General features: G+C 56.4%; 20 protein-coding genes. 13 read left to right on the forward strand and 7 right to left on the reverse strand.

Features of this window, described 5'->3' with window-relative positions; translation table 11 throughout:
- The first annotated feature begins 195 nt into the window (after window positions 1–195).
- On the forward strand, window positions 196–465 hold the full coding sequence (locus BXP70_RS26640) for a hypothetical protein (protein WP_086597174.1): 270 nt from the start codon (window positions 196–198) through the stop codon (window positions 463–465).
- 1,442 nt (window positions 466–1,907) lie between these two features.
- Here BXP70_RS26640 and BXP70_RS26655 read toward each other — a convergent pair.
- Complete coding sequence (locus BXP70_RS26655) at window positions 1,908–6,107, reverse strand: malectin domain-containing carbohydrate-binding protein (protein WP_086597177.1); 4,200 nt, start codon at window positions 6,105–6,107, stop codon at window positions 1,908–1,910.
- Window positions 6,108–6,847: 740 nt separating this feature from the next.
- On the opposite strand from BXP70_RS26655, the gene BXP70_RS26660 reads away from it, so the two are divergent.
- From BXP70_RS26660 to BXP70_RS26680, 5 genes are all read left to right on the forward strand, one after another.
- Window positions 6,848–7,573, forward strand: coding sequence for a hypothetical protein (locus tag BXP70_RS26660; protein WP_086597178.1), 726 nt, complete (start codon window positions 6,848–6,850; stop codon window positions 7,571–7,573).
- A gap of 23 nt (window positions 7,574–7,596) precedes the next feature.
- The gene (locus BXP70_RS26665; RefSeq protein ID WP_086597179.1) at window positions 7,597–8,367 is read left to right on the forward strand and encodes a terminase small subunit; all 771 of its coding nucleotides are present in this window, start codon (window positions 7,597–7,599) and stop codon (window positions 8,365–8,367) included.
- Window positions 8,364–9,815 carry a phage terminase large subunit gene (locus BXP70_RS26670; protein ID WP_086597180.1) on the forward strand — a complete coding sequence of 484 codons (1,452 nt, stop codon included), beginning with the start codon at window positions 8,364–8,366 and terminating at the stop codon, window positions 9,813–9,815. Before BXP70_RS26665 ends, BXP70_RS26670 begins: the two co-directional genes overlap by 4 nt.
- 24 nt (window positions 9,816–9,839) lie before the next feature.
- Window positions 9,840–10,058: a hypothetical protein gene (locus BXP70_RS26675; protein ID WP_086597181.1), complete on the forward strand. Its 219-nt coding sequence runs from the start codon at window positions 9,840–9,842 to the stop codon at window positions 10,056–10,058.
- Between the two features lie 133 nt (window positions 10,059–10,191).
- Window positions 10,192–12,189 (forward strand): hypothetical protein, encoded by a 1,998-nt coding sequence (locus BXP70_RS26680; RefSeq protein ID WP_086597182.1) that lies wholly within the window; start codon window positions 10,192–10,194, stop codon window positions 12,187–12,189.
- A 50-nt stretch (window positions 12,190–12,239) separates the two neighbouring features.
- Here BXP70_RS26680 and BXP70_RS26685 read toward each other — a convergent pair whose 3' ends face one another.
- The gene (locus BXP70_RS26685; protein WP_086597183.1) at window positions 12,240–12,539 is read right to left on the reverse strand and encodes a hypothetical protein; all 300 of its coding nucleotides are present in this window, start codon (window positions 12,537–12,539) and stop codon (window positions 12,240–12,242) included.
- Window positions 12,540–12,694: 155 nt separating this feature from the next.
- Here BXP70_RS26685 and BXP70_RS26690 point away from each other — a divergent pair, with 155 nt between their 5' ends.
- The 4 genes from BXP70_RS26690 (at window position 12,695) to BXP70_RS26705 (ending at window position 17,252) form a co-directional block, all read left to right on the forward strand.
- Window positions 12,695–13,345, forward strand: coding sequence for a DUF2975 domain-containing protein (locus tag BXP70_RS26690; RefSeq protein ID WP_086597184.1), 651 nt, complete (start codon window positions 12,695–12,697; stop codon window positions 13,343–13,345).
- A 2-nt stretch (window positions 13,346–13,347) separates the two neighbouring features.
- Window positions 13,348–13,581 carry a helix-turn-helix domain-containing protein gene (locus BXP70_RS26695; RefSeq protein WP_086597185.1) on the forward strand — a complete coding sequence of 78 codons (234 nt, stop codon included), beginning with the start codon at window positions 13,348–13,350 and terminating at the stop codon, window positions 13,579–13,581.
- 406 nt (window positions 13,582–13,987) lie between these two features.
- Window positions 13,988–15,955 carry a vanadium-dependent haloperoxidase gene (locus BXP70_RS26700; protein ID WP_086597186.1) on the forward strand — a complete coding sequence of 656 codons (1,968 nt, stop codon included), beginning with the start codon at window positions 13,988–13,990 and terminating at the stop codon, window positions 15,953–15,955.
- A gap of 646 nt (window positions 15,956–16,601) precedes the next feature.
- Complete coding sequence (locus BXP70_RS26705; RefSeq protein ID WP_086597187.1) at window positions 16,602–17,252, forward strand: hypothetical protein; 651 nt, start codon at window positions 16,602–16,604, stop codon at window positions 17,250–17,252.
- A gap of 247 nt (window positions 17,253–17,499) precedes the next feature.
- Here the strand turns inward: BXP70_RS26705 and BXP70_RS26710 are convergent, their stop codons facing one another.
- The 5 genes from BXP70_RS26710 to BXP70_RS26730 all read right to left on the reverse strand — a co-directional run bounded on the left by BXP70_RS26710 (window position 17,500) and on the right by BXP70_RS26730 (window position 22,257).
- Entirely contained in the window at window positions 17,500–18,819 is a 1,320-nt protein-coding gene (locus BXP70_RS26710; RefSeq protein WP_086597188.1) for a hypothetical protein, read from the reverse strand.
- Between the two features lie 367 nt (window positions 18,820–19,186).
- The gene (locus BXP70_RS26715; protein WP_086597189.1) at window positions 19,187–19,972 is read right to left on the reverse strand and encodes an alpha/beta hydrolase family protein; all 786 of its coding nucleotides are present in this window, start codon (window positions 19,970–19,972) and stop codon (window positions 19,187–19,189) included.
- Window positions 19,973–20,149: 177 nt separating this feature from the next.
- Window positions 20,150–20,773, reverse strand: coding sequence for a Type 1 glutamine amidotransferase-like domain-containing protein (locus BXP70_RS26720; protein ID WP_179197863.1), 624 nt, complete (start codon window positions 20,771–20,773; stop codon window positions 20,150–20,152).
- 218 nt (window positions 20,774–20,991) lie between these two features.
- Window positions 20,992–21,435, reverse strand: coding sequence for a VOC family protein (locus BXP70_RS26725; RefSeq protein WP_317044491.1), 444 nt, complete (start codon window positions 21,433–21,435; stop codon window positions 20,992–20,994).
- 87 nt (window positions 21,436–21,522) lie between these two features.
- Window positions 21,523–22,257, reverse strand: a complete 735-nt coding sequence (locus BXP70_RS26730) for a TlpA family protein disulfide reductase (protein ID WP_086597192.1) — start codon at window positions 22,255–22,257, stop codon at window positions 21,523–21,525.
- Between the two features lie 178 nt (window positions 22,258–22,435).
- Between BXP70_RS26730 and BXP70_RS26735 the strand changes: the two genes are divergently transcribed.
- The 3 genes from BXP70_RS26735 (at window position 22,436) to BXP70_RS26745 (ending at window position 24,199) form a co-directional block, all read left to right on the forward strand.
- Complete coding sequence (locus tag BXP70_RS26735) at window positions 22,436–23,113, forward strand: porin family protein (protein ID WP_262490776.1); 678 nt, start codon at window positions 22,436–22,438, stop codon at window positions 23,111–23,113.
- A gap of 271 nt (window positions 23,114–23,384) precedes the next feature.
- Window positions 23,385–23,705 (forward strand): ArsR/SmtB family transcription factor, encoded by a 321-nt coding sequence (locus BXP70_RS26740; RefSeq protein WP_086597194.1) that lies wholly within the window; start codon window positions 23,385–23,387, stop codon window positions 23,703–23,705.
- The gene (locus BXP70_RS26745) at window positions 23,702–24,199 is read left to right on the forward strand and encodes an SRPBCC family protein (RefSeq protein ID WP_086597195.1); all 498 of its coding nucleotides are present in this window, start codon (window positions 23,702–23,704) and stop codon (window positions 24,197–24,199) included. Before BXP70_RS26740 ends, BXP70_RS26745 begins: the two co-directional genes overlap by 4 nt.
- The last annotated feature ends 404 nt before the right edge of the window (window positions 24,200–24,603 follow it).

Genomic DNA, 24,603 nt, shown 5'->3' on the forward strand with positions numbered 1-24,603 from the left:
TGACCCAACTGTAGGTCTCCTATTGACAGTACTAGTCTACCTGCAGAAGCGAAACGGATAGCACCTGGTTCGCACGGGTATGATACCCAAAACTGGTGTTTGCACGCGTCCAGCTAGGCTTGCGCGTGCAAGCATTGTGCTTACTACTTTTTCGTTGAAGTAGTTTTTGGATCCCCCTCATCCAACGTGCTTACTTTGACCGATCACCTGAGCCCCGAACAGAAACTGTGTGCCCGTTTTACCGAAGCCGCACACCAGCTGCAACAACACGAGGCGTATCGCCACTTCTTCGAGCGCGAACTGCCAACCGAAGAAGGCACGGAACCCGATATCAGCCACTACTACGTGCTGTCTAAGCAGGGCGCTACGTACCGGTTTTACCCCTATGCTACGCTTCCTCGGTCGTTGCAGGAGCAGCTGCGGGCTTTGTTTGATGCCCTTTTTCAACCCGAGAACCGCCCCTAAAAAAGCCCAACGAGTAGCCGGGCCTTTTGTGGCTAATAGGAATAATAGCGTACGCAGGTTCTGAGTAGGTAAATGTATATATATTTCCTAATATAATTGCCTATAAGCCGCTTATGATTGCTTCTTGTAGCATAGTAGATAGTACCCCGCCGCCGGGATCCCTGAGACGTGAGAAAAGCTGGCACTAAAAAAAGAAAGCCTCGCCGAAAACGGCGAGGCTTTCTTTTTTTAGTGCCAGAATACGGTGGCTTACCCTAATGACGGGTCATATAGCTGAGTAAGGTGAGTCCAAAGCCACCTATGATCAAGACGAGGCCCACTAGGCGACCAATGCTCTCTAGTAGTTTGGATCCTGTTGCTTGTTCAAAGGACCTAAACTCTTCTATCCCAGCTGCATTCCTTCGATTAAAAGCTCTGCGATTCATAAAGTAGCGTAGAATAAACCCGCTTAGCGCGACGAGTATACCGAAGATAGTCATGTGTTGAGGAGATAGATTGAAGGATAGAGCTAATTGAAAATCCGCTACATGTTAAGCAATTCAGGAAAGACTAGTATGCGCTGATCCGATCGTGTAGCAAAACAACGCCTGTACTGCCAAGGCTTTCCCTATTTTAGTTGTGCCTTGAATAATGTAGCAAGCGCAACAGTTGCGGCGAATAGTAAGTCAAGCCCCTGTTTTTTAGGGAGCTTACGGCGCCTAGATTTTCCAGCGTATAGAGGCAAGCGCTGGTTGTCTAATGTTCAAGAACTGCTCGTGGAAAATACGACGGCCGCATACACGACCGCAAAGCTTCCCGCGAATAGGGCTCCTTTCAGCGCGTTGACGAGGTCCCGTCGGGGTGAGGGTCTCCAATGGTAATGCAGCAGGTTGACCAGGTTCAGCACGAAGAAGACTGCGGAAAAACTCAGCACAAAATAGAAGGCGAGCAGGAGAACTATCAAGACCATGGCAACTACCTAGTGTTCGCAACAAGATAAGGGAGGTGGTCGAAGCCCCAACGTGTGACATAGGCGTAGCTGTCCACCGGTTTAGTTCTGTACAATTATAGCGTTAGCTTATGTCCTTCACCTGAATGGCTTCAACGTGCAAGGACAACTCAGACATAGACGTGTAGTTGCGACAGCGAGGTAATCTTGCTCTCAGGATCAGGATCATGAGGTCTACTTTGGTGAGCGTGAGCATCATCACTGGTACACTCCTTGCCAAAAAAAGAGCATGGGACGTTATAATAATCCAGAAGACCGTTGTTCTGGCGAGAGTTTCTGGTACCGCGTCGTTGGAATTGCCTTACTGTGTGGGCTGGTGCTCTTGTTACAGCAATGTGGCATGCAGCCCTAGTATTGTTTTACCTAGTCGAGCCTCGTCCTAACGCACTACGGCCCGGCAAAGGACGAGGAGTCCTTCACCGGGCCGGGTGTCAAAGCGTACACTACGCCGCGCTTACTGCTTGGCGACGCGTACCTGCTGGGAGCCGGAGTCGGTGGTCAGCCGCACCAGATACACGCCTACTGGGTAAGTACCCAGCGCGAGCGTCACTTGCTGTTGCGCGCCGGCGGGCACGGCCGCGCCCGTTTGCTGCTGTAACTGCCGACCCGCCAGGTCATACACACTCAGCGTATATGCTTCGGCCTGCGGCAGCTGGAAGCTAACCTGTACCCGCTCGGCGAAGGGGTTGGGCAGGGCTTCGAGGCGCGCGGTGAGCTTGCCGGTGCTGGCGGTAGAAAGCACCGCTTGATTAGCCAACGCCGTGCGGGTCAGCGCCGCGGCGGGGGCCAGAACCTCCAAGGCGGAAAGCTTGGCGGCGTCGCGCCCTCCGTCCTGGGCCAGGGCCGACAAGTCCAGATTCAGTACGCCGTCGCTCACGACCACGGCGAAGGTCTCCATGGTGGCCGTAAACGGCGCTACTTTCTTCAAGATGTCATAGTTGTCGAGCACGAGCTGATTCTCGGCCCGCACGTCGAACACCCGTTGACCGCGCTGGGTCCAGTACGTTTCGGCAAAGTGCAGCACGACCTGGTAGGTACCGTTGGGCACGCGCAGGCTATAGCCAAACGCTCCTTCGAAGCGCTCGGTCTGATACAGTGCATCATCGGTGGTGCCGGCAATCGGCCCGGAGTTAGCCCCCGTGCGGCTGGGGCTGAAGAACTGATCGGCCGCGAACTGACCACGCATTGTGTTGACCGCAGGCCCCCCGGCGTTGAGGCGGTAGAACACCTGCATGCCGGGGGTGACGGTCACCGTCACAGTGGCTGTGGCGCTTAGAGCCGGGTTGCCATCATCGGTGACGCGCACGGTCAAGGTGAAGGGCGAGGCGGCCGTACGCACCGCCGCGGCATTAGCCACTTGCAGCTGGTTGCCTACGAAGGCAAACGCGCCATCCGTGTTGCCCGCCACGAGGGCGTAGCTCAGTGTCTGCCCGGCATCGGGATCGGAGGCCACCACCGTGCCGACCAGCGTGCCCGCCACGCTGCCCTCGGCCACCGAGAAGCTTTGGTTGGCGATCACGGGGGCCTGGTTCGGGCCGCTGCTGCTGGTGAGTACTTCCAGGGCCGAGAGCTTGGCCGCATCCCGCCCCCCGTCGCTAGCGAGGGCGGATAGGTCCAGGTTCAGCACGCCATCGGTCACGAGCACGGAGAAGGTCTCGGTGGTGGCGGTAAAGGGCGCTACTTTGCGCAGGATATCGTAGTTGTCCAGTACCAGTTGGTTTTCAGCGCGCACATCGAACACGCGCTGACCGGGCTGCGTCCAGTAGAGCTCGGCAAAGTGCAGCACCACCTGGTAGGTGCCGTTGGGCACGCGCAGGCTGTAGCCAAACGCCCCTTCGAAGCGCTCGGTTTGGTACAAGGCGTCATCCGTGGTGCCGGCAATCGGGTTACTCGTTGCCCCCAGGCGGCTCGAAGAGAAGTATTGATCCGCCGCAAACGGGCCGAAGCTCGTGTTCAGCGCTGGCCCGCCGGCGTTGAGGCGATACAGCACCTGGGTGACCGGCGTCACGGTGACGGTGACCGTGGCCGAGCTGCTCAGGCTCGGGCTGCCGTTGTCCTGTACTTGTACGGTCAAGGCGTAGGTGCCCGTGCTGGTGAGTGCGGCCGCGTTGGCCACGCGTAGCTGATTGCCCACGAAGGTGAAGGCTCCATTGAGGTTACCCGCCGTGATCTGGTAGCTCAGCGTCTGCCCGGCGTCGGGGTCCGTGGCCACCACCGTGCCGACGACCGTGCCCACCGGAGAGCTGGCCGGTACCGAGAAGGCCTGATTAGCTATCATGGGGGCCTGATTGGGCACAGTGTACTGCAGGCTGAGCGAATTGGACGCGGTATTGGGGTTGCCCACCGCGTCCTGCACGACCCCCGCCAGCACGCTCACCGTGACCGTACCGGTGCCCGTTGGCGTCACGCTGAAGGAGTAGGGGCCACTGCCACTCACGGTGCCTCCGGTTACCGTACCGTTCGTGACGGCGAGATCACTGGCAGCGAAGCCCATCACCGCCTCGGAGAAAGTTACCGCGAAGGGAATAGGCGACACGCTGGTAGGGCTGCCCGCTGTGGTGCTCACCACGGCCGTCGGGGCCGTAGCATCCACCGTGAAGGAGACCGGATTGCTGTTCTGGCTCACGCTCTGACCACTGCGCTGCGCCGTGGCGTAGACCGAGTAGGGGCCGCTGCTCAGGGCGGTCGGGGACGTGAAGCTGAAGCTGCCGCCTGTGGCCGTGGTTGTGCCAATGGCCTGGGGCGCGCCATTGCCCATCGCTAAGTAGAGCGTAACCGTGCTGCCAGTTAGGGCCGTGCCCGAGAAGGTGGGAAGACCGTTGGTGATACTGTTGTTGGCTGGGGCCGTCACGGTGGGGGCGGCCGTGGTAGGCTCCGTCACGCAGATCGTGAAAGTGCCCGCCGCGCTGTCATAGGAATACACTCGCACATAGTAGGTGCTGCCGGGCGTCAGATTGCTCAAGCGCACGACTTCGGTGCCGCCTGCGACCGTAGCGTCGGCGCAGCCGATGTTGGTCGAGCTGGCGCAGCTGCCCGCGCGCACGTCCACCACGGCGTCAAAGGAGTTACTAGCCACAACCGTTACTGTTTGGCTGGCCGCTGACGCCACGAACTTATACCACACGTCGTCGTCGGCTGCGCCCGTAAAATTACCGCAGTTGATCGGGGCCAGCGACTGCGTGGCCCCTACCGTGGTGCCCGCCGTGGGTGTGCAGGTAGCGGCCACCGTAAGCAGCGGGGCGTTGGCGCAGTCGTCGTTGGCGGGGGGCGTCACCACCGTAAAGACCACCCCGTTGCTCGTGCCGCCACCTGTAGTTACGGTTACGGGGCCCGTGGTTGCCCCGGTGGGCACGGTAGCTGTAAGGGTCGCGGCATTGACCACGCTAAACGTGGCGGCCACCCCATTGAAGAAGCGCACCGCCGTGGCGCTGCTCAGGTTGGTGCCGGTGAGAGTGACACTCGTACCCACCGGCCCGCTGCTGGGACTGATGCTGGTGAGCGTGGGGGCAGCGAATACCGTCGTGTTCAGAAATACTTTGGCGGTGGTAAACGTGCCGGCGCTGCTGCCCTCGCCCGCCACCAAGTCGAGCTTGCCGTCGCTGTTCAAATCGCCGATGGCCACGTCTTGAGGAGTAGAGGTGTCGGTGGTAAACGAGGCCGCCGTGCCCAGGGTGCCGGTGCCAGTGCCCGGCAATACCTCCACGGCGTTGCGGCCATTGCGCGCCACTGCCGCATCGAGAAACCCGTCGCCGTTCACGTCGCCCAAGGCCACGCCAATGACGTCGCCCGTGCCGCCGGCATACCGGCTAGCCGCGCCAAAGGCGCCCGCGCCGGTATTCAGCAGTACGGCTACCGGCGCCGTGGAGTAGCCGGCAGCCACAATGTCGGGCCGGCCGTCGCGGTTCAAGTCGCCCAGGGCCACGCCCCGGGAGCTACCCGTGCCCAGGGAGTAGGCTGTGACGGTGCCCAGGCTGCCGGTGCCCGTGCCCAGCAGCACGCCCACGCTGCCGTTGTTGTTAGACACCACTACGTCCAACTCACCGTCGCCGCTAACATCACCCACCGCCACCGCGTTTGCCGCGCCCCCGGCCGCGTATTCGACCACTGCGCCAAAAGTGCCGGTGCCCGTGCCCAGCAGCACGCCCACCCTGCTGCTGCCAAAGTCGGCCGTGACGGCATCGAGCTTGCCGTCGCCGTTCAGGTCGCTCAACGCTACGTCAAAGGGAATGGAGCCCGTCGCGAATTGGGTCGCGGTGCCAAAGCCCCCGGTGCCATTGCCGAGTAGCACGCTCACCCGGCTGTTGGCATAGTTGGCCAGAACGGCGTCGAGCTTGCCGTCGCTGTTTACGTCGCCCACGGCCAGCCTCAACGGCTGCCCGCCGCACGGAAAGGTGGTCAGCGCGCCCAGCGTGCCCGTGCCTGTACCCAGCCGCACGCCGAGAGTGGAGTTGTTGAAATTAGCAGTCAGCAAGTCCCTGAAACCATCGCCGTTGATGTCGACCAGTTGGGGGCCAATGGGATTGCCGCCCATGTTGTAGAGCGCTACGGGCGCAAAGGTAGGGGCCGTTTGGGCCTGGGCCGCGCCGGCCGTGACCAGCAGCCCCAAAGCCAAGTACCAGCGCCGCGCCGAAGCAAAAGAGAAAAAGTGTTGCATACGCACGTAAAAAGAAGGTGGTAAGAGAAGGAAAAGACGAGTAGCGGCCCCCGTGGGAGGGGCCCCTGGATACTACAGACGAGCTTGCGCACAAGTAAATATTATTATATTAATGTATATTTGTGCTAAAACAAGTGTTAGTTTCACTCCATCTGCTTTAATTATAAAAGGAGTAGTTTTTTTGCTCTGGTAGCGCGAATGGTATGTCAACGGCAGTAGAACCACTGTGAACGACCGATTTTAGGGAGGCAACATGTGCAGCGGGAAGCGGCGCATTCCATCGCGGCTACGTTGAGCAAACAGCGACTGGCCACGCCGCGGCAAAGACGCCTGCGGTAGAGGCGACCCCAATGAGTGCTAGCCGGTGTAACCAGTCTTCGCGTCCGCCTCGTCTGTCGAGTAGGAGATCTGAGTAACTCCGGTCAGAATCACTAGCTCTTCAGGCCTAGTCGATCCAAGCGTCCTTTTAGCTCCCGGGTTAAATAGAAAGGAGGCAACGCCCTTATCGACGATGCCTCCTTTCGTGGTGGGGAATAGGGGCTAAGTACTGCTGAAGGCGTCTGTGAAGTCACTCCAGTGGTTGATAAAATTAGTTGATGGTTTACTACCCAACACTTACCCTTTCAACCCCAGCTGGGTGAGGCGTCCTTGCCTCTCACGGGTAAGGTTACCAGCTTGCTGACCGGGGAGTACTTCTACCCCGTTTCGGGGCCCTTGTTGCCGCTTCGACCTTCGCTACTATGAGCGAAACGGCAAGCAACCGGCGGTATCCGGCTCTTTCCTTTATACGGGTACAGGCGCAGAGCCGCCCCGCAGACTATACTTTAGAACAACGCGTGCAAAAGCGCTACCATAGCTTCCTCTTTGACGGGCTGCAGGACCTATATGGCCTACCGGCTCCCGAGGCCCTGGACTACGTGCTGGAAACAAGCTTCCCCACTTACTTCAACGGCACGCAACGGGAACGCTGCCAGCAATACTGGCAAGCGGAAGAAAGAGTCCAGCATGACGTTCCCGAGGTCATCCGCCGACTGCCGCGCGCGGAACTGGAGCAAGTAGACTTCTTACTAACCGAGCAGGATTTGATCGGCGCCATCCGCCTGGTGTGGTTCACCTTCCGCCCCCGGCTGCATACGCTGGACCGTCCGCTTGCTTCCCTCAGCGACCGTAAGCTCTACTCGCTGACGGGGCTAGGCACCTTGAGTAGGCGCTCGCGAGCCAAAGCCAAGAAAACGCCTGCGTTGCCGACGACTGCTTTAGCACCTGCTCCCGACGCGGGGCCGTGTAGCCGGTGTTCCGCCCAAATCCTTGCTTCACCAGCAACTCCTTTGGTTCTGTTGCCAGCACGCGCACCAGCAGGCGAAAACGTACCCCCGTCAGCAACGCCACCCGCCGCCACGGTAGATCACCACCGACGGGTAAAGCGCGCCCAGGAGCGCAAACGCCTCCAACGCAAGCGCCGCTAACCCATCTCCCGCCGTATCCGACTATGCCCACTCCCAATCCTACAAAATCCGATAAATTCAGCGAGAAGCAACTCCGCTGGGCGGAAGAATACCCCAAAGACTTCAATGCTACTGCCGCCGCTCGTCGTGCCGGCTACGCCCCGGAGTCAGCAGGTGACTCCGGATGGCTCAACAAGCAGATTCCGGCGCTGATGGCGCTCGTGGACGAACGGCACCGGTCCCTGACCATGTCCGCTGACGAAGCCACGCGCCACCTGAGCGACATGGCCGCTACCCGCTTGAATGACTTCCTCGTGGTACGGCCCGTGCAAGGGTATGAGCAAGTGGAAATGTACGTGAGTGTTCTCGCTGATAAACAACGGGAGGAGATCACGTTCATGGAAGCCTTTGCGCAGCGGGAAGGGATTGCCCTTAGTGGGGAGTTTGGTCTTACGCCCATGGGCAAACGCCTGCAGGCAGCCAAAGAACAACTCCTGGAATACGAGTTAACTCTCATGCGGCACGGCCCCGACGCAGTACTATTGGTGGCGAGCAAGCCCATCATCCACGAAGTCGCGGAACTCGACCTGGTTGCCATTGCCCGGGCCAAGAACGAGGGACGCATCAAGTCCTTCAAGCAGGGCAAGGAGGGCGTATCGGTCGAGATGTACGGGGCGGATGGGGCTGCCAGAGACATTCTCAAGCTCAACGGCCGCTACGAGAAACACAACGAGCAGAAACGGGCCGACGTGGTCATTACCCTAGGCGGCAAGCCCTTCCCAGGTCAGACGACCACGCAAGCGCAGGACGAATGAGCGTCGCCATTAATATCCAACCCGGGTGCGTTAGCCCCCGGTTCTACCCCTTCCTTGCCAACCACGACCGACGCTTGCTGCTGTGGGGCGGACGGGATAGTACCAAAAGTGACTTTGTGGCGCTCAAGCTCTTAGTGGCTTGTCTAGCTCTACCGTACTTCAAGTGCATCCTTATTCGGAAGATCGCTGACACGATTGCGGATAGCCAGTGGGCCACCATCAAGGCCGTCGCTGAACGAGAGGGGCTCGATCAGTTCTTCTTTTTTGGCACCTCACCGCTCGTGATCCGGTGCTTGCTCAACAAGAACCTGTTCGTAGCACGGGGGCTCGATAACCCGAAGAAGATCAAGTCCACGAAAGACCCCACGCACGCCTGGTACGAGGAAGCAAATGAGGACAGTGAAGACGAAGTGGATGTGGTGAGTACCACCTTGCGTACGTCGAAGCCGGGAGCCGTCATTCAGGAGATCTTTACCTTCAACCCCGACCACAAAGGAGACTACAAAGAGTTCTGGCTGTGGAAGAAGTTCTTCCAGTCCACGGGGCACGCCGAGGACACCACCTTCTCCGGCACCCTGGATACGGAGGTCGACGGCGAAGTGGTGAAGCTGCCCTACACCGTGGTGCACTCCACGATTCGCGATAACCCCTGGGCCCCGAAAGAACGAGTCGCCCTCTACAAGTCCTACGGGGACCTTAATCCCGCTACGGGCAAACCCTACAACGCCTACAAGTACCGCGTCTGGTACCAAGGACTCTGGACGAACAAACAGACGGGTAATGAATGGTACTACCAGTTTGTCCGTGCGAACCACGTGCGCAAAGTCCCGTACTTGGAGGGGCTGACTATTTTTCAAAGCTGGGACGCCAACGCCGATCCCTACAGCGCCATGATCTGCGCGCAGCTGGAGCGGATTCCAGCGGGCACCCGTGTGCGCGTCTTCAAAGAATACGCTATCCGCGGGGCGGCTGGCGGGCTACGGGCCACGGCCCGGCAGTTTGTCCTGGACCGCGAAGCCCACTACCCCAACTCCAGCGTGGTCTATACCGGGGACGCGAGTATGCGCAACCGCAAGCCCGGCTCCCCGCAGGAGTCGGCCATGAAAGACGTGGAAGCCGAACTCTTGCCCGTCAGCAGCGGGGCTTCCAACGCTTGGCTCAAGCACAACCCCTCGGTGCTGGGCCGGCGGGACTGGATCAACGCGTTGTGGGCGGGGGAGGACCCCAGCATTGAGCTCTGGATTGACGAAGGCTGCACCGAACTCATTCAGGACATTGAGCTCACCCAGAAAGGCATCGGCGAGAAGCTCAAGGAGACGTTTCCCGACCCCGAGAAGGGCGTTACCTACCAGATCCGGGGGCATTTCACGGACGTGCTAGAGTATCTGCTAGCGAGCCGGTTTCCGGACCGTTTGCAGGCGTTTTTGCGCCGTGGTGCGGGGCGTTAAGTTCGCTGTATGAACAGATCAGCCATGAATCACGCTCCCTTGCCTCCTTTGCAGCCCTACACCGTGCGCTTTGTGCGCAGTGATGGACAGGAAGACACCCAAACGTTCCACACCGCGGGGCCCAACGACGCCCGCATGGTGATGCTGGCCACCAGTCGGCTGCCCCAGCGCGGCTACGGGCTGACGATCTACGTGGACGGAGAACTCGTCGAAGAGTGCCCTGCCCTCGGAACGCCGGACTAGGTAGCACCGCTGCCCGCCGCGCCCTCATCCCATTTGTCCCGCGTCCCACTTTTGGGACGGGACAAATGGGATGAGGGCTGGAATTACGATATGCTCCGTTTTCCTCCCGCCTCTGGCCGGGCCAGTTTTGGGTATGGCATTACCCTACCGTTTCTTCCTGCTCGTGCTCGGCCGGCGCATCCCTTGTCACCCTTACGGGCTAAGCAAAATCACCCGCACCGTCGAAGACCGCGAAGGGGCTTTTCACACGCGGGACCTGCTCAGTGGGCCGATTACCTTTGCCGAGGCCGATTTTCGCCTGCTCTACGCCGTGGAACGCAGCCGGGAGCGGTGTGCGCCCCTCGGCTTCGTCGTGGAAAAGCGCCACGCTGGCGTCTGGCAGGAACGGATCCGCACCACGTTCTCCTTGTCGGATTGCACCTTCGATGTTCCCCGGTGCGAGTTGCAGGTCACCGTGCAACCCGAGGATGGTTACCACCTGCTCTACAACAACTGGCAGAGAAAGGTCAACCTACTGGATTGTCCCGTGCCGCGCACAACCCTGACCACGACGATTGATACGCTGAACCTGGGCAGCCGGGACCGCTTCGAATTTATACGGATCGACTCGGCCCAGGAGGGAGACTACAGTGGCAATGGGTGGCAGGTTTTTCTACGCAACACGAGTTGGATCAGTGGCAGCCTGCTGCAGAAAGGCACCCGTAACCGCGACGTACTGCTCTACCGGCTCGCGCGCCGCGGCGTGGCGTACGTGCTCAACCCGGAGACGAACCAGGCCGAGCCCCCGGACTTGTCGGATCAGGACTTCCAGTTGGATGAGGACTGGGTCCCGACGGACGATACCACCCAAACGGCGGATTATGTCAAGACCATTCAGCTGGCTGGTTTCAAGCCCTACCAGATTGGCACTTATACCGACTGGAACGGCAAGTACGGCAAGGAGTTGATCCTCACCGCCTGCGGGGCGCCTAGCCCGGGGCCGGGCTATCTTCAGGTAACGGGTCCGGCTCCGTACGGGGCCAACAATGAGGAGCAGACCGGCACGTGCCTGAACCTGCGCCGGCACTACGACGACAAGAACTTCAAGTCCTTGTGGTGGCGCTACGGTGCCTTTCGCTTCACGCGGTGCTTTCCCTTGCTGGAAGGGCTAAACTACGTGCTCAAACAGACGGCGCCCAGCCTGGCGCCCGACGACGCGGCGAACCTGTCGCACTTCTTTACGGCGGACCAGAACGCCGCCACGGGGCAAGGCGGCCGGCTCAACGAGCTGAATCGGCTGTACCTAGCAGCCGGCTCCGACATCAAGCGTCCGGGAGCTTCGGAGCCGGCCACCCGCCTGCGCCTTTCCGCCGAGGAGCTCTTCACGGATGTGGCGAGCAGCTGGGATGTGGGCTGGTTTATTGATCCGGCCACGGGCAAGCTGCGCTTCGAGCATCGCTCCTGGTTGGAGGCGAATGAGCTCGCGCCCTTGGATCTACGCGAAGGGGGGTATCTACAGTACCGCTACACCAAGGCTAAGATGCCCCGCGTGGAGCGTTTGCAGGTGCAGCAAGCCGCGAGCGAGGGCGCCACGTATGCCTTTCAGGAAGGCGTGGTCACCTATGCCGGCGCGTGCGTGAACCAGCAGGAAGGGGAGAACGAGAGCAGCCGCAGTGTGAACCGCCTGACGGGGGATATCCGCACCCTGGTGCTCCAGGGTGATCGTTTCCCCGACGACTGCCTGGCCGTGCTGGTGGCGGCGCCGCTCACCGCGGGGCAGCTGACGCAGGAGGTGGAGAACGGCAACCAGGCGCTGGCGGCCTCCAACCTGTTTAAACACTACCACCGGCGCGGCCGCGTGTTACGGCAAGGGACCTTGACGCTAGGTGGAACCGTGCAGTTTGACTCGGTGCGCCCCACCGTGCAACTGGAGCCTGCCACGACGTGTGGCCCGTGGCAAGACGTGTCCTTGCGCCGGCCGCTCACCACCGTGTTTGGGGTGAATGGCCGCCTACTGCAAGCCGAAGAAGACCTGGCAACCGGCGAAATTGCCGTGACCGCCCTGCATGCCGGACCCGAAAGCGAGCTACCCGTCCCGGGCTTTGAGCGGGCGTTTGACGCCGCCCAGTTCGATGCCGAGCAGTTTGCCTGAGTAGCGGACGGCCTGTCGCATGCGTGGCTAAAGGCGCGGTTTGGTGGGGCTCAGCGGCGCATTTCTAGCCCTACCGAGTCGAGCATCTCGTAGGTGAAGGTCACGCAGCGGTGCAGCTGCACGCCTAGCTGCGCGCAGACGGCCTGCACGTCGGCCACCATCTGTTGGGGAGTAGTCGCCTCGGAGTAAGGACCGAGGACATTGCTGGGGAAGGGCAAGCCAATGCCGGTGCGCGGATTGCCCACCCCGCAGGTGTATTGGTAGGGGGGACTCAGCAGGTGCAGGCGTACTTGGGGCAAAAGAGTGGCGTCTTGTGGAGCTAACTCAAAGGCGACGACGGTGCTGTGCATGGAGGAAAAGAGAAGGGGGTAAAAAGGACGATGAAAAGAAGGGGTTACGCTAGTGTTTCGGCGTGTTATTTGTGCGTTACGGAGCAGCTTCTGTTCGTTCCCCGTCTGTTACTAGCTGCGTATGCTACCTGCCCTTACTTTTTCGTGTACTGCGCTTGCTGGCAGGGTTGCAGTATGTGCTCTCCGCAGTGGGCGTTGTATTCATGTTGGCCTTCTCGTTGTACGATCTAAACACACCCCACGACCTAGCCTTTGTCACCCTGCAACGAACAGCGGCCGCCCATGGGCAGCTTGGTGGGGGGCAGGCCGATTTGCTACTCGCCAGCCACCGGCCGGGCTTACACTACTTTGTGGCCAAAAGCAACCAGCAACGATTGATCTACCGCGAACCTAACGTCGCCAAGCGCTTGGTCTTGAACCTGCTGGGCGTTAATAATTCGTCGCTGAGTCGCTCCTCGCTGGCCCTGGCCCTCTTTTCTATGCTAACAGGGCGGATGCTCTTTCACATGCTACGTGATCTACGTCTCGACACCCCCTTCACTGAACTCAATGCCCGACGCATTCGAGGACTGGCCCTCCTTATGATTGGCATCGACGTATACGAGTATTTAGCCCTCAACGCGTTGCGCATCTTAGTGCCGGCTTTCCCGCTCGGCGATGGCACCGGTACGGTTACTCCCTATATTATCTTAGACCCAAGCCTAGGCGGTTTTGGCAGTTGGAAATTTGGGCTGGTGCTGCTCGTTATTGCTGCCATTTACCAGCGGGGCGTGCAAATGGCCCGCGAAGCCGAACTCACCATCTGACCATGCCTATTGTCGTAAACCTGGACGTGATGCTCGCCCGGCGCAAGATGTCGCTCAGCGCGTTGGCCGCCGCCGTTGACATTACCCTCGCCAACTTATCGGTTCTGAAAAGCGGCAAAGCCAAAGCCGTCCGCTTCAGTACGCTGGAGGCCATTTGCAAAGTACTGGACTGCCAGCCCGGCGACCTGCTCGAATACGTTCCCGACGGGAACCCTTCCTTACGATCCCCCATGTAGCGTCTTCCTCTCGCTTGACTTTTACACACATAGATAAGCCCTACCAGCTATCAGCTTGGCGTATAGGAATCCTTTGACAGATTTAAGATTCGGTTGTAAACAGAAAAGCCACCTCCAAATAGGAAGTGGCTTTTCTGTTTTAATCTACGCTCACTTACAGTCTGGTATACATCCTATAATTCAACACGGGTCTCTACTCGCAAGATGTACTCAGCTAACGTCTTGGGTGAGGTCATGAGGAAAGATCAGCAAAGCCCAACACTCAAGCTGAGCCTTTTACGAGCTATCGGCACTACAATTCAGTGCTGGTACTGAGTCGTTTATGGTGTAACATACCTAGGTTCGCCTTCTGCGCTACCTGTTAAGCGCAGGGTGAACTATTCGTCTACCTCTATTAGATATTCTCATGGCTACTCGTGCAGAACGCGCTAAACAAGCGCGTGATTCCGCCACCGATCATCAAACCATCAACCGTCCCGCGTATGAGGTCCCTTGGGGCACTACTCCCGATGAGCAGGGTTCCGCAGCATTTCCTGCGTATGCCGCTTCTTTTCACAAACTTTTGGAACATGATGCCACAACGGGGCAGCTGACGCCTAGTGGTATTGCTAGTTATAACCATTTACTAGCAGGACTAGGAGCGACCACCGCAAGCAGTGACGATTTTGACCATGACGAGATGAATCTTATTCAACTCGCCAACGGGGGATCGGGTCAGCGTGTGTTGATCAACCCCCGGACCTCCAAAGCCTTCAGTACAACAGGCGGGGATATTGTGTCTTATGATGTTGCTGCGATCAGCCAATACGGGACCAAGGCGCAGATGCTCGCAGCCTTAAGCCTGCACTCCGCTTCTACCGCGGCAGAGATAGTAGAGCTGTACGCGATGGCCGTGCTGCGCGATGTGCCCTTTGACGAATATACCAAGCCCGTACACCAACCCTTAGTTCAGCTAGCACTTGATGCCCTTAATGCGTTTGGAGCGGATTTCAAGGGTCCCAAGCAAGGACTTATCAATAAAGTTAACGCTGGGACGTTGTTTCGCGGGAACAGCCCGGGCGACTTACGTGGCGGGTATCTCTCCAAGTTCTTGCTTCTGAAGCGTCCGCCCTTATTCCCTTCAGGTTGTGCTCCGCACGTAGCAAGCCTCATTCACGCGGAGATCTTCTTTAATGATTTTGCCGAAAACCTGACTGTTCCAAATCCAAACAAAGACCGCGAGTTTGGCCTCACTTGGAACCACTACGTAGGCATCCAAAATGGACTGATCCCAGATCCCTACAAAACAGGTGATTTCACGAAACCTACAGTCGTAGTCACTAACGGACGGCACTTAGGCACGCTCGTACACTTGGATACCCTCTACGAAGAGTTCGCGTGGGCCCTCGATATCTTAACGGCAGGAGCGTACGCCCGTAACCCGTCTTCTCCGTACTCCACGCCTGCAAGTCCAACGGCATATCACGCAAAGAACGAAGGAGATGGCCCTACCCTAGGCATCCCTAATGCTGCCGGGCTTCTAGGGGCAGTCGCTTTAGAAGCTATTCGGGCAGCATGGACGCAAAAGTGGTTGGTGGCCCGCCGGGCGCGGCCTGAGCCTATGGGAGCACTCGTGCACCAGCGGCGGAATGGAGGTACAGAAGCTACCCACGGCGCCTTAGATGCTCGTTTGCTTGATAGGACAGCCCATAATGCGGCAGTCTCCGCGTTGCTAAATAAGGTCAAGAGCGAGAATAAACGCCGGGGAGGAAATGTACCAGCCGCGGAGACCTACCTCTTGCCCCAGCTATTCCCTGAAGGATCACCAGCTCACCCAGCCTGGCCCTCCGGTCACGCGACCGTGAGTGGGGCTTGCGTGACCGTATTGAAAGCCATTTTCAATAGCAAGCTGCCCTTATTACAGCAAACTACAAATTACCCTCCCTTTCTTGCTTCGGATGGGAATCCATTGACCATTGCAGGGGAGCTCGATAAACTCGCCTCCAATGTTGCCTTGGGCCGGAACTTCGGCGGGGTGCATTACCGCTCCGATGGGGAAGATGGCATCTTGTTAGGCGAAGAAGTGGCCATTCGCTTCTTACAGGACCACCTACGCACTTACCAAGAGCAGCTACGAAAAGACGGTATGTTTCCAGCAGAAATCCCCGGGCCATCCACTGCTCCTACCGTTCCTCACTTTACCCTACCCCGACGGAACGGACAGATGATTCGCATCACGCCTACTGGCGTAACAACGTTACTGATACCGGTGGTTTCTAGCTTGACCGCTGCAGATCCCACCTTACTCACTGCGGATATAGTCATCCCAGCAGGATCGGGCGAGTCCACTTCATCATTGGCAGAGCAAGTCACTTACGACCGCGCTGTCTTATAATCCTGCCCAAGACACCTTTCTCCTGTCACCCTTTGTGCGCAGACAGTGATCGGTTTACGCAACGCGCCGACTTAATCGCGAGCTGCTGTTCATCTATACCGAAAATGTCGTCGGTGACTATGATTTAGTAACAATCTAGCACAAACCACGATTCCGACGCAAGAAGCCGGTATTACCCGTAGAAGAGCCCCGACGATGCCGCTAACCTCTACAAGCACGTGGATCAGCTGCTAGCAACAGCTCCTCAATATCGATAGCTGCAAAGCAATGGTTGCTGCTTAGTATCAAGCATTCTATACTAAAAAGCCCCTCTTATCAGGAGGGGCTTTCTTCATTTTGTGAAATCATGTTAAGCTAAGTATTACCCAAACAACAAACGCTACGGGCTTATCCTCATCTATTCCTCTGACATAAGCCTAGTCTATATTACTGTGGGGTAAATAAGGCAGAACACCTATTAGCATTTTCATCTTAGTAATCAGGGGCTTATCAGAATGAAAATTCGAGTTTCATTTAGCTTCTCAGAGGAGTACCGAACCCTTATTCTAGTGATTCTAAGCCTATTAGGCCATGATTCATTCGGAAAGGCACAGAGTATGGCATCGGTTACTCGCAGTCGGTTTACATACCCAGCTGTAACACACCTATGCCTAATCAACTTACCCCCAATGGAAATAGCGTAGAGCCGCCGGAAGTAGAAAAGCTTAATGAATCGCTGTCAGCTGAGAAACAAGAGTATTGGGCTGAGGTTATTAGAATCATATCGCGGCACGAGGATACCCTCATAAACAATCGCTTTACTTGGTTCGCCACCCTGCAAGGGTTGCTTTTCGCAGCCTTGGCTCTCATGTGGAAAGAGGGAGACGTGATGAGTAGTTATTTAGCAATCGTTCTTTGCCTACTAGGAGGAATAGTCGCTTACTCAACTCTCAAAACCATCAGGCACGCAGATGAGGCGCATAATAGGCTGCGTAACTGGTGGAAGCAGCGTCTACCCATGTACACGGGGCCAGGGCGAACTGGCGCGGAAGTAAATGCTCCAACTACATGGATAGTAGAAGGTAAAGCACCGTGGAACAACGTTCCATTTGCCTTTTTGCTGGTGTGGGTATTGATTCTTACAGGTGTTACTTATCGATTGACGCAGAAAAAAGCCGGTATTACCATCGTAACAATTCAAACCGCGCACGCCATTATTACTACGCAGCCTGTACCACCTATTAAAGAAGCAACGCTTCCCTTAGGTGCAGCAGTAGATACAATTAATAGCCATCGCCTCAAAAGTAACCAAAGATAACCAGTAACTTTTACTCAGTAGCCGGGCTCCTATCAAAATAGGAATCCCTTGTGAAAAAGCCCCTCTAACACAGGGGCTTTTTACATAATGCGAGGTTAGTTTTTATCAAGTAGCTATCTAATCCACTGTCCTTATTTATTCCGTAAGGTATTCGGTGCCCTGCAGACGGTCGTCAAGATCCAATTAGTACCACATCCTAGTAGGTAGCTCCTAGGCACGAGTTCTTTGCCGTTACTGCCGTCTTTGACTAAGTTTGATGCAACAGCGTGCTAGAAGGTTTTTGTTGTAACTCACGCAATGTATCCACTCCCAACCAAAAGGCAGCCGCACCCACGGGTACCGTCCGGTTCGGGTAAAGGGAGGCTGTTTCGATCATGGCTTCATCCGTCGAGAGCGAGAACGCTCCAATATATTCTTTCGGACGAACGTCATCATTTATGCGCTGAAATTCTTTGTTGAATTTCCAATAATGCGCTGGATCATGGGTGCACTTCTCGTACCATTCTGGCGAGGAGATAACCAAAAGTGTGCAAATTTCAGGACGTAGGTTTAATAAGTTTACCGCAACTCCGGTAAAATATAGCGCGGCTTTCCCTTGTTCAAACAGTTGGAGCAGATACTGTAAACGACAATCTGAATAGATAATGTCAGGATGATCGTTCGATAGATTTTCTTCCACACTAAACAGTTCCTCTAAGTACTCACGTAAGACATTATAGCGGATGTCGTATTCATATTCGATGCCTAGAATAGTCGTCGTCGGTTGAAACATGAAGCCTGGAACAACATGCAGCAGCCCGGACCGAAGGGGAACGCCTTTTTTGGCGCGTCTTCTGGTGAGTAGTTGGTAGGCATCTCGATTTTTGTCTTTGTAGGCAATTAGGGTAGATATACCCAGGGCATTACTTCGACCAGTCCCGTCCAACACGGGGTTGCTAACCTTGGCATGGAGCGTTTTTCGAAGCGGAAGGCGTTGAAAAAACTTGTGAAAGTCCTGCTCGGTTGTCCCTTTCAGCAAATGACTCTTGCTGCGAAGCTCCCATTCCAACGACTCACTGGTCAGGTGCGTGTCGAAATATTTTCCTACGCCACCGTCCAAGCGAAGCTCTCCCTGGTCTGCTCGCAACTGGTGCATGACGTACGTGTCCGTATTAACAGTAGGAGGGAGCGTAAAGATGTCCAAGTACTTTAGGATATCTAAGTGGGTAGCATTTTTTACAATAAACTCGCTCTCCGGTAACGGTTCTTTGTTCAGGGGCAGGGTTAACACAGAGGCTAGTTTCGTTTTCTGCTGAGCAGGAGCTGGGTAGATGGCAACAGGATAAGTGAAGCCTGCTCGTTCGAGAAACGGCTGGTGTTTGTATTGCCATTTCAGAAAGGGAATGAGTTCTGCCCGGTCTACTGCCTGCTGGGCTATCGCTACATACCGCTGGCACTTCTGCCGCTTTCGGGCCTCTGTTCCCGAGACTGTGCCTTTAACCGCCTCGACGATGACATAGCCTAATAAAGCAGTAACCAGCGCGGGTATCGCGTACAAGAGACCCTCAACAATCGTAGACGAATCCATATGATATTTCTTATAATTGCTATGGTAGGCCAAGCCTGCACAATGTACTGATATCTTGTATTTTTGTGCTGATGATTAGTCAGTTAGCAATATTTCTCTCAGAACATTGACCTGATACGCAACTTTGATATATAATAATTTCCTGCATCTAGGATTCTCTTAATCGACAGCCTTTGTTTCGTTCGCCTGCCCTCTGCTTGTCCTCGACCTTCGGGGTATACACACCGAGTACCCCGTAGACGCGACGGGTGCCATCGCCGCCCTAACCAAAATCGGCGACGCAGCCCGCCAACTCTCAGGCAAATAGATTAAATCAGGCGAGGTCATCACGTAAGAGCAGAAGAACGCTGCTTGGCAGTCGGGTTTGTTACTTCTGCAAAAAGCGCAGCAGGTGCTCGTTGATCTCCTGGCGTTGCGCCGCGGTGGCGTGGTCATCCATGTCATTGTGTATGGTTCGCGGCAAGGCAATGATCGTCATGCCCAGCCGCTTTTGCTCCTCGGGGGTGGGCAAGACGCCCGCATCGGCTACTTGGTCGCTGGAGCGCAGCGAGTAGACCTGTGGGTCCTTCTTCGTTCTCGGCAGCGCCATGCGGCGGTTATCGAGGGTAATGATCTTGGCAACTTGATGGGGGTACTTTTGCGGAAATAACGCCACCATGTCGCCCCCGTTGGAGTGTCCCAATAAGGTGACTTGGTTGAAGTCCAAGGCGGGTCTTGTCTGCTGGAGGTAGTGGAGCACAAACTCGATATTGTCTGCTCCCCGCTCCCAGAAGGGCCGCCGCACAACTTGCGGAGTACCCGTGGTGGGGAGCAAGCTATCAGTGGGCAACTCATGCTGGATACTCACGACCCAATATCCCTTTGACGCAAGCGTTTCAGCCAGGTAAGCATAGTGCAAATAGCTACCCGGACGATTGAAGGAGTAGCCGTGACTTACCAGCACGACAGGTCGGTGGGTACCGCCTGCCTGGGGGGTATACAGCGCAACGGGCACTTTCCTGTTTCTGGTTTGGTCCAGCAAGGTCACGGTGTCTCGCTTAACCTGAAAAGAAGAAGTGTTGGCTCCGCCAGTAGTATTCCCTGGCAGGAGGCGACAACTGTTGAATAAGACCAGAACGACCAGCAGTAAGAAGAGCGACTTGAGAGGGTGCATTCGGTAGGGTAGGATGCTGTTGTGATCTCCGACAATTAGTTAAGCTTACTGGCAAAGAAAACAGCAGCGTTCTCTCTGCAAACCTAAAAGTAACGGTAAGATCAGCTTTCCAACTAGGGCCCGTATACCTCCATTTGCCCTACCAGCAGTGGGACGCTGGCAAGCCATTTGTACCCGTCACGCCATCAACAGCACCTGGCCATCGCGGAGCGCTTTAAACAACAGCTTCTGCTCGATACAGTAGGTCACGGTGCGGCCAATGGCTTCGGATTCCGGGTGATCGGAGTCGTAGTGCGGCAGCAAGGCGTAGTCGAGTAGCCCCAGCCCTTCCCAGATTGTTTGCTGGCTGTCAGGGTAAGGAAAGTCAGCCGGGTCATCTACTAGGTGCAGGTACTGCAGCGACGTAGATAACACGCAGATGCCGGCGCTGTAACCCGCGTACAGAAACTCGTCGCGCTGCGCTAGCTCGTGCACCACTCGGTCAAACCCACTCAAACGCATTGCCTGCCGCAAGACAAAGGTATTGCCGCCACTTACCCACAGGCCCTGTAGCGTGCTGAGTTTGTCGCGTAAGGCCACCTCTTGGTGGAAATAGTCTTGCAGGTCCAGGGTTTCCACCGCAAAGCCGAGCTGCTGTAACTGCGCGATTTCTTCCCGCTGGTCCCGAGCCTTTTTTTCAGCATTAGCCCTGGTGAAGTCGCGCGCATTGTGGATGTGCCCGATCTTGGCTGCTGCCGGCAGCAGCAAGCTAAGTTGCGCTAGGTGATTGCCGAATTGATAAGAAGATAGATAGTACTTCACCGGGCAATAAAACATGGAGCAGGGGCATAGCCCAAAGCGAGGGAAGCAGCCAGGACTGCTAACCACCCAGCAACAAGCTCAAGAAGAACAGAAAGTCTAAAAGCAGCAACAACGAGCACTCAACCGGGTGTACGCTTTCCTTCAACCAATACCCTGACGCCGTGGTAGGTGGATCTTGGTCAGCAGCCTAAGACGAGTATTCCGTACGGTCTGTGCGGTTAATTCGGTTCCCAAAGTTCAATCTTGTTGCCTTCGGGATCTAGGATATGGACAAACGATCCATAGTCGTAACGAACCAGGTCATCGAGGATGGTGACGCCGTTTTCGCGGAGTTGCTGGATTAGTCCTTCCAAGTTCCGCACGCGATAGTTGAGCATGAACCCCTTGGTAGACGGAGCAAAATAGTCATCTCCGGTTTTAAAAGGGCTCCACTGCAGATGGGTTCGCTCCTCTGGGCGGCTCGCGTTGCTGGACTCGAAACTCGCGCCCCATTCCGTCGTGGCAAAGCCTAAGTTCTGGGCATACCAAGTGGTCAGCTCCAGTGGATTGTCCGCGAAGAAGAAGATGCCGCCAACGCCGGTCACCTTTGGGGTTGCCTCGTCTGAGGAAGGGGTCGGTTCTGTTCTGGGCTCTGCCATGTCGCTGTTTTTATGGGGAGGCACAACGTGTAAGAACTGCAACAGGCGCGAAGTATCCCACGAGTCTGCTGCGGCTGTCTTTCTGTTGTCACGGGCGGGTCTGCTCCTCTTTTACTTGGCTTCTTCGATGGCTTTTTGCAGGTAGGCCAACATGTTGGGATGGTACTGGGCGTGAAAGATGACCTTGCCTTGCCGGTCCACTACCACGTTGGTGGGAAAGGAGGTAACCCCGTACTTCTGGGCTACATATCGCCCTTCCGGCACCAAGGCATAGTCATAGGGGCGCTGCTGCACAAACTCCTGAATAGCGGCCCGATCATCCAAGGCCACAGCCAGGAAGACCACATCCGGCCGGCCGGCGTATTGCTTGACCAGCTTGTTGAGTTCCGGTATCTCCATTCGACACGGACCACAGCGAATAAACCAGAAGTTCAGCACTACGATTTTGCCAGCCAGTTCTTTGCTGTCGTACTTGTGACCGTTCACGTCGCGCAGCTTAAACGGCGTCAGGGCTTGCCCGGTGGTAAAGAAGGGACTCTCGTGCGGGGGAGCTAACCGCGCCAGATACTGTTCCCGCTCGGCGGGGGTACGCGGCGTAACCACGAACACGGGGTGTTCGGCTGAAAAGGCGGGTGCCGCTTTAAGCGTGTAGTCGCCCGTGGCGAGCATCTGGTGCCAGACGATAGCAGGCACGGGTCCGCCTTTGGTATCGGTAACAACCGATTGGTCATCCACCTGGATACGGGGTCGAGTAGGTGGTTCGAGGGTCTGGGCAGTCGTCTGCGCATGCGCCGCCAAGCACAGGGTACTCGCCAGCAACCCGGTGGTAAGTAGTCGTGTTTTCATAAAGTGGGGAGAGGAGCCGTAGGCCGTCAAGCTACGAAAACCAGCGTTCAACTCCGCTATACAGGGGAGGGGGTAACCAGCAAAAAAAAGTTGCAACCTTTTATCCGCTAGCAGTCTCTTGCTGGTAGCCACTATTTTATCCTTAGGCCTTATACTTCGCCCCTTTACGCTTTCTCTTTTGGGTGTGCTAGCCACCAGTACCCTACACGCCCAACACGTCAACTTCGGGGTGAAAGCCGGATTGAATGCTAGTACTTATGCTGGCAGTGATGTACCAAACCCACGGTTCCGCCTCGGGCCTGCAGCCGGCTTGTTCGTTCGCTTGCCGCTAGGACAGCACCTGGCCTTGCAACCGGAACTGCTCTACGAGCAACGGGGTGCCCGCACCACTTCTACACAGCTGTTCCTGGGCTACGACTCACCCGGCATTCTTTATCGATTGCGCCGCACCAACCGCACGCACTACGTGGCCTTGCCGGTGCTGACGCGCTGGCACGTTCGTAGGTTCTTTGCCTTAACGGGGCCGCAGCTCAGCTACCTGCTCGGCACATGGCGGCGCACGGAAACGCAGGTAATGCTGCTAGGAAATACGGCGGGCTCCTTTTATGATCCCGCTTACCCCACTTCTTCTACTAGCACCGAGCGGGGTACTGGCTACTATCACCGCTGGGAACTAGGCTATGTCGTAGGCCTCGGCTACCAAGTGAGCTCGCGGCTGAGCGCCGAACTGCGCTATGCGGCGGGTTTAACCAATCTATTGCAATCTCAAAGGGGTCTAACCGGGTATGAATTCCCTCAGCAACCCCGCAACAGTACCCTGGAAGCCCAGGTGAGCTACCAACTCGGTACCCTATAACTAACCTAGAAAGCAGCAAGCCCCTTATAGGAGGGGCTTGCTGCTTTCGTATAGCACACAAGCTGGTTCTCTCTAGCAGCTGTCTACTTCCATACCAGTTATTAGAAGTTATTGTCGGGGTTCTTTTCCCTATTAGGCCGCTTGACACTCCCAGCATTGGCACCGCACACGAAGGCATAGATAACTGCAAGAAAATGATTGCGAAATTATGAAACCAACTGGTTGCGCGTATATTTGCAACCAGTTGGTTTCATAAGAACATTGCTATCCCATGCGTCGAGATATTTTCCAAGCCATCGCCGACCCAACCCGGCGGGCGATCATCGCTTTGCTGGCCTTGCAGGCGATGACCCCCAACGCTCTGGCCGAAAACTTCGATACCACCCGGCAAGCCGTGTCCAAACACCTGCGCGTGTTAACGGAATGCGAGCTGGTCAAACAAGAGCAACACGGCCGGGAAATCTACTATTCCCTGCAGCTGGAAAGACTAAAAGAAATCGACCAGTGGCTCAGCCACTACCGCACGCTGTGGGAAACGCGCTTCACGCAATTGGACCAAGTATTATCCACCCTCAAACAACAGGAAAAATGAGCAGCACCTTAGCCTTTGATTTTACGGTGGATAAAGCCGCCCGAACCGTCCACATCACCCGCGAATTTGACGCCGACCTTTCCTTGGTCTGGGAGGCGTTTACCCAAGCTGACCTCTTGGACCAATGGTTGCCCCCGCACCCGATGCGAGCCAAAACCAAGTACCAGGACTTCTGCGTGGGGGGCAAACGCTTCTATGCCATGATCAGCCCCGCCGGCGAGGAGCGCTGGGCCTTGCAGGAATACACGGCCATTACGCCCAAGACCAATTTCCAATTCTACAATGCGTTTGCCGACCCGGAGGGAAATCCCGAACTGCCCGGCTCGGCATGGGATCATACATTTAGCGAGCAAAACGGGACCACCACCGTGCGCATCTCGATCTACAATGAATCCTTCGAACGGATGGAAAGAATACTCGAAGGCTTCACCACGGGCATGAAGCTATCTTTGCGCAACCTAGAGAATCTGTTGGCAGCCTTATCAGGCAGATAAGGTTGGAAGTTTTCTCCTGTTGATGTAACACCCTACACTGGGCTACCTAATGCTCAGTGTAGGGTGTTACACAGAAGTCGGTAGCAACTTGGCTGATGACCAAGTAAAAGCACTAGAACAGCGGCTACAGGCGTTGAAAAGGCGATTGAACGAACAACCCCAATGACCATCCGCGTTTGCTTCAACGAAAAAGCCACTTCTCGACAGGAAATGGCTTTTTTGCTGTGGAGCTAGATACTCCTACTCTTCCGTAGTAGTATCTGTTTGCATTTCATCCATGGGTAGTTGTACTGCCGCGAGCTTCCAGGATAGTCCTTTCCGCCGCCTAGTCAAAGTAACAGCTGCTCTGCCTCCGGTTACCTTCCACTAGGTTGTAGCATAAACGAGCAACGAACCGGTTGCTC

Origin of the sequence: Hymenobacter crusticola (assembly GCF_002154225.1) — a bacterium.
GTDB lineage: Bacteria > Bacteroidota > Bacteroidia > Cytophagales > Hymenobacteraceae > Hymenobacter > Hymenobacter crusticola.

Bases quoted from the DNA above. Each gene is read 5' to 3' on its own strand.
- BXP70_RS26655 (WP_086597177.1), bottom strand. From the start codon at position 6,107: ATGCAACACTTTTTCTCTTTTGCTTCGGCGCGGCGCTGGTACTTGGCT.
- BXP70_RS26710 (WP_086597188.1), bottom strand. From the start codon at position 18,819: ATGGATTCGTCTACGATTGTTGAGGGTCTCTTGTACGCGATACCCGCG.
- BXP70_RS26695 (WP_086597185.1), top strand. From the start codon at position 13,348: ATGCCTATTGTCGTAAACCTGGACGTGATGCTCGCCCGGCGCAAGATG.
- BXP70_RS26745 (WP_086597195.1), top strand. From the start codon at position 23,702: ATGAGCAGCACCTTAGCCTTTGATTTTACGGTGGATAAAGCCGCCCGA.
- BXP70_RS26685 (WP_086597183.1), bottom strand. From the start codon at position 12,539: ATGCACAGCACCGTCGTCGCCTTTGAGTTAGCTCCACAAGACGCCACT.
- BXP70_RS26715 (WP_086597189.1), bottom strand. From the start codon at position 19,972: ATGCACCCTCTCAAGTCGCTCTTCTTACTGCTGGTCGTTCTGGTCTTA.
- BXP70_RS26670 (WP_086597180.1), top strand. From the start codon at position 8,364: ATGAGCGTCGCCATTAATATCCAACCCGGGTGCGTTAGCCCCCGGTTC.
- BXP70_RS26665 (WP_086597179.1), top strand. From the start codon at position 7,597: ATGCCCACTCCCAATCCTACAAAATCCGATAAATTCAGCGAGAAGCAA.
- BXP70_RS26680 (WP_086597182.1), top strand. From the start codon at position 10,192: ATGGCATTACCCTACCGTTTCTTCCTGCTCGTGCTCGGCCGGCGCATC.
- BXP70_RS26700 (WP_086597186.1), top strand. From the start codon at position 13,988: ATGGCTACTCGTGCAGAACGCGCTAAACAAGCGCGTGATTCCGCCACC.
- BXP70_RS26740 (WP_086597194.1), top strand. From the start codon at position 23,385: ATGCGTCGAGATATTTTCCAAGCCATCGCCGACCCAACCCGGCGGGCG.
- BXP70_RS26705 (WP_086597187.1), top strand. From the start codon at position 16,602: ATGCCTAATCAACTTACCCCCAATGGAAATAGCGTAGAGCCGCCGGAA.
- BXP70_RS26730 (WP_086597192.1), bottom strand. From the start codon at position 22,257: ATGAAAACACGACTACTTACCACCGGGTTGCTGGCGAGTACCCTGTGC.
- BXP70_RS26675 (WP_086597181.1), top strand. From the start codon at position 9,840: ATGAATCACGCTCCCTTGCCTCCTTTGCAGCCCTACACCGTGCGCTTT.
- BXP70_RS26660 (WP_086597178.1), top strand. From the start codon at position 6,848: ATGAGCGAAACGGCAAGCAACCGGCGGTATCCGGCTCTTTCCTTTATA.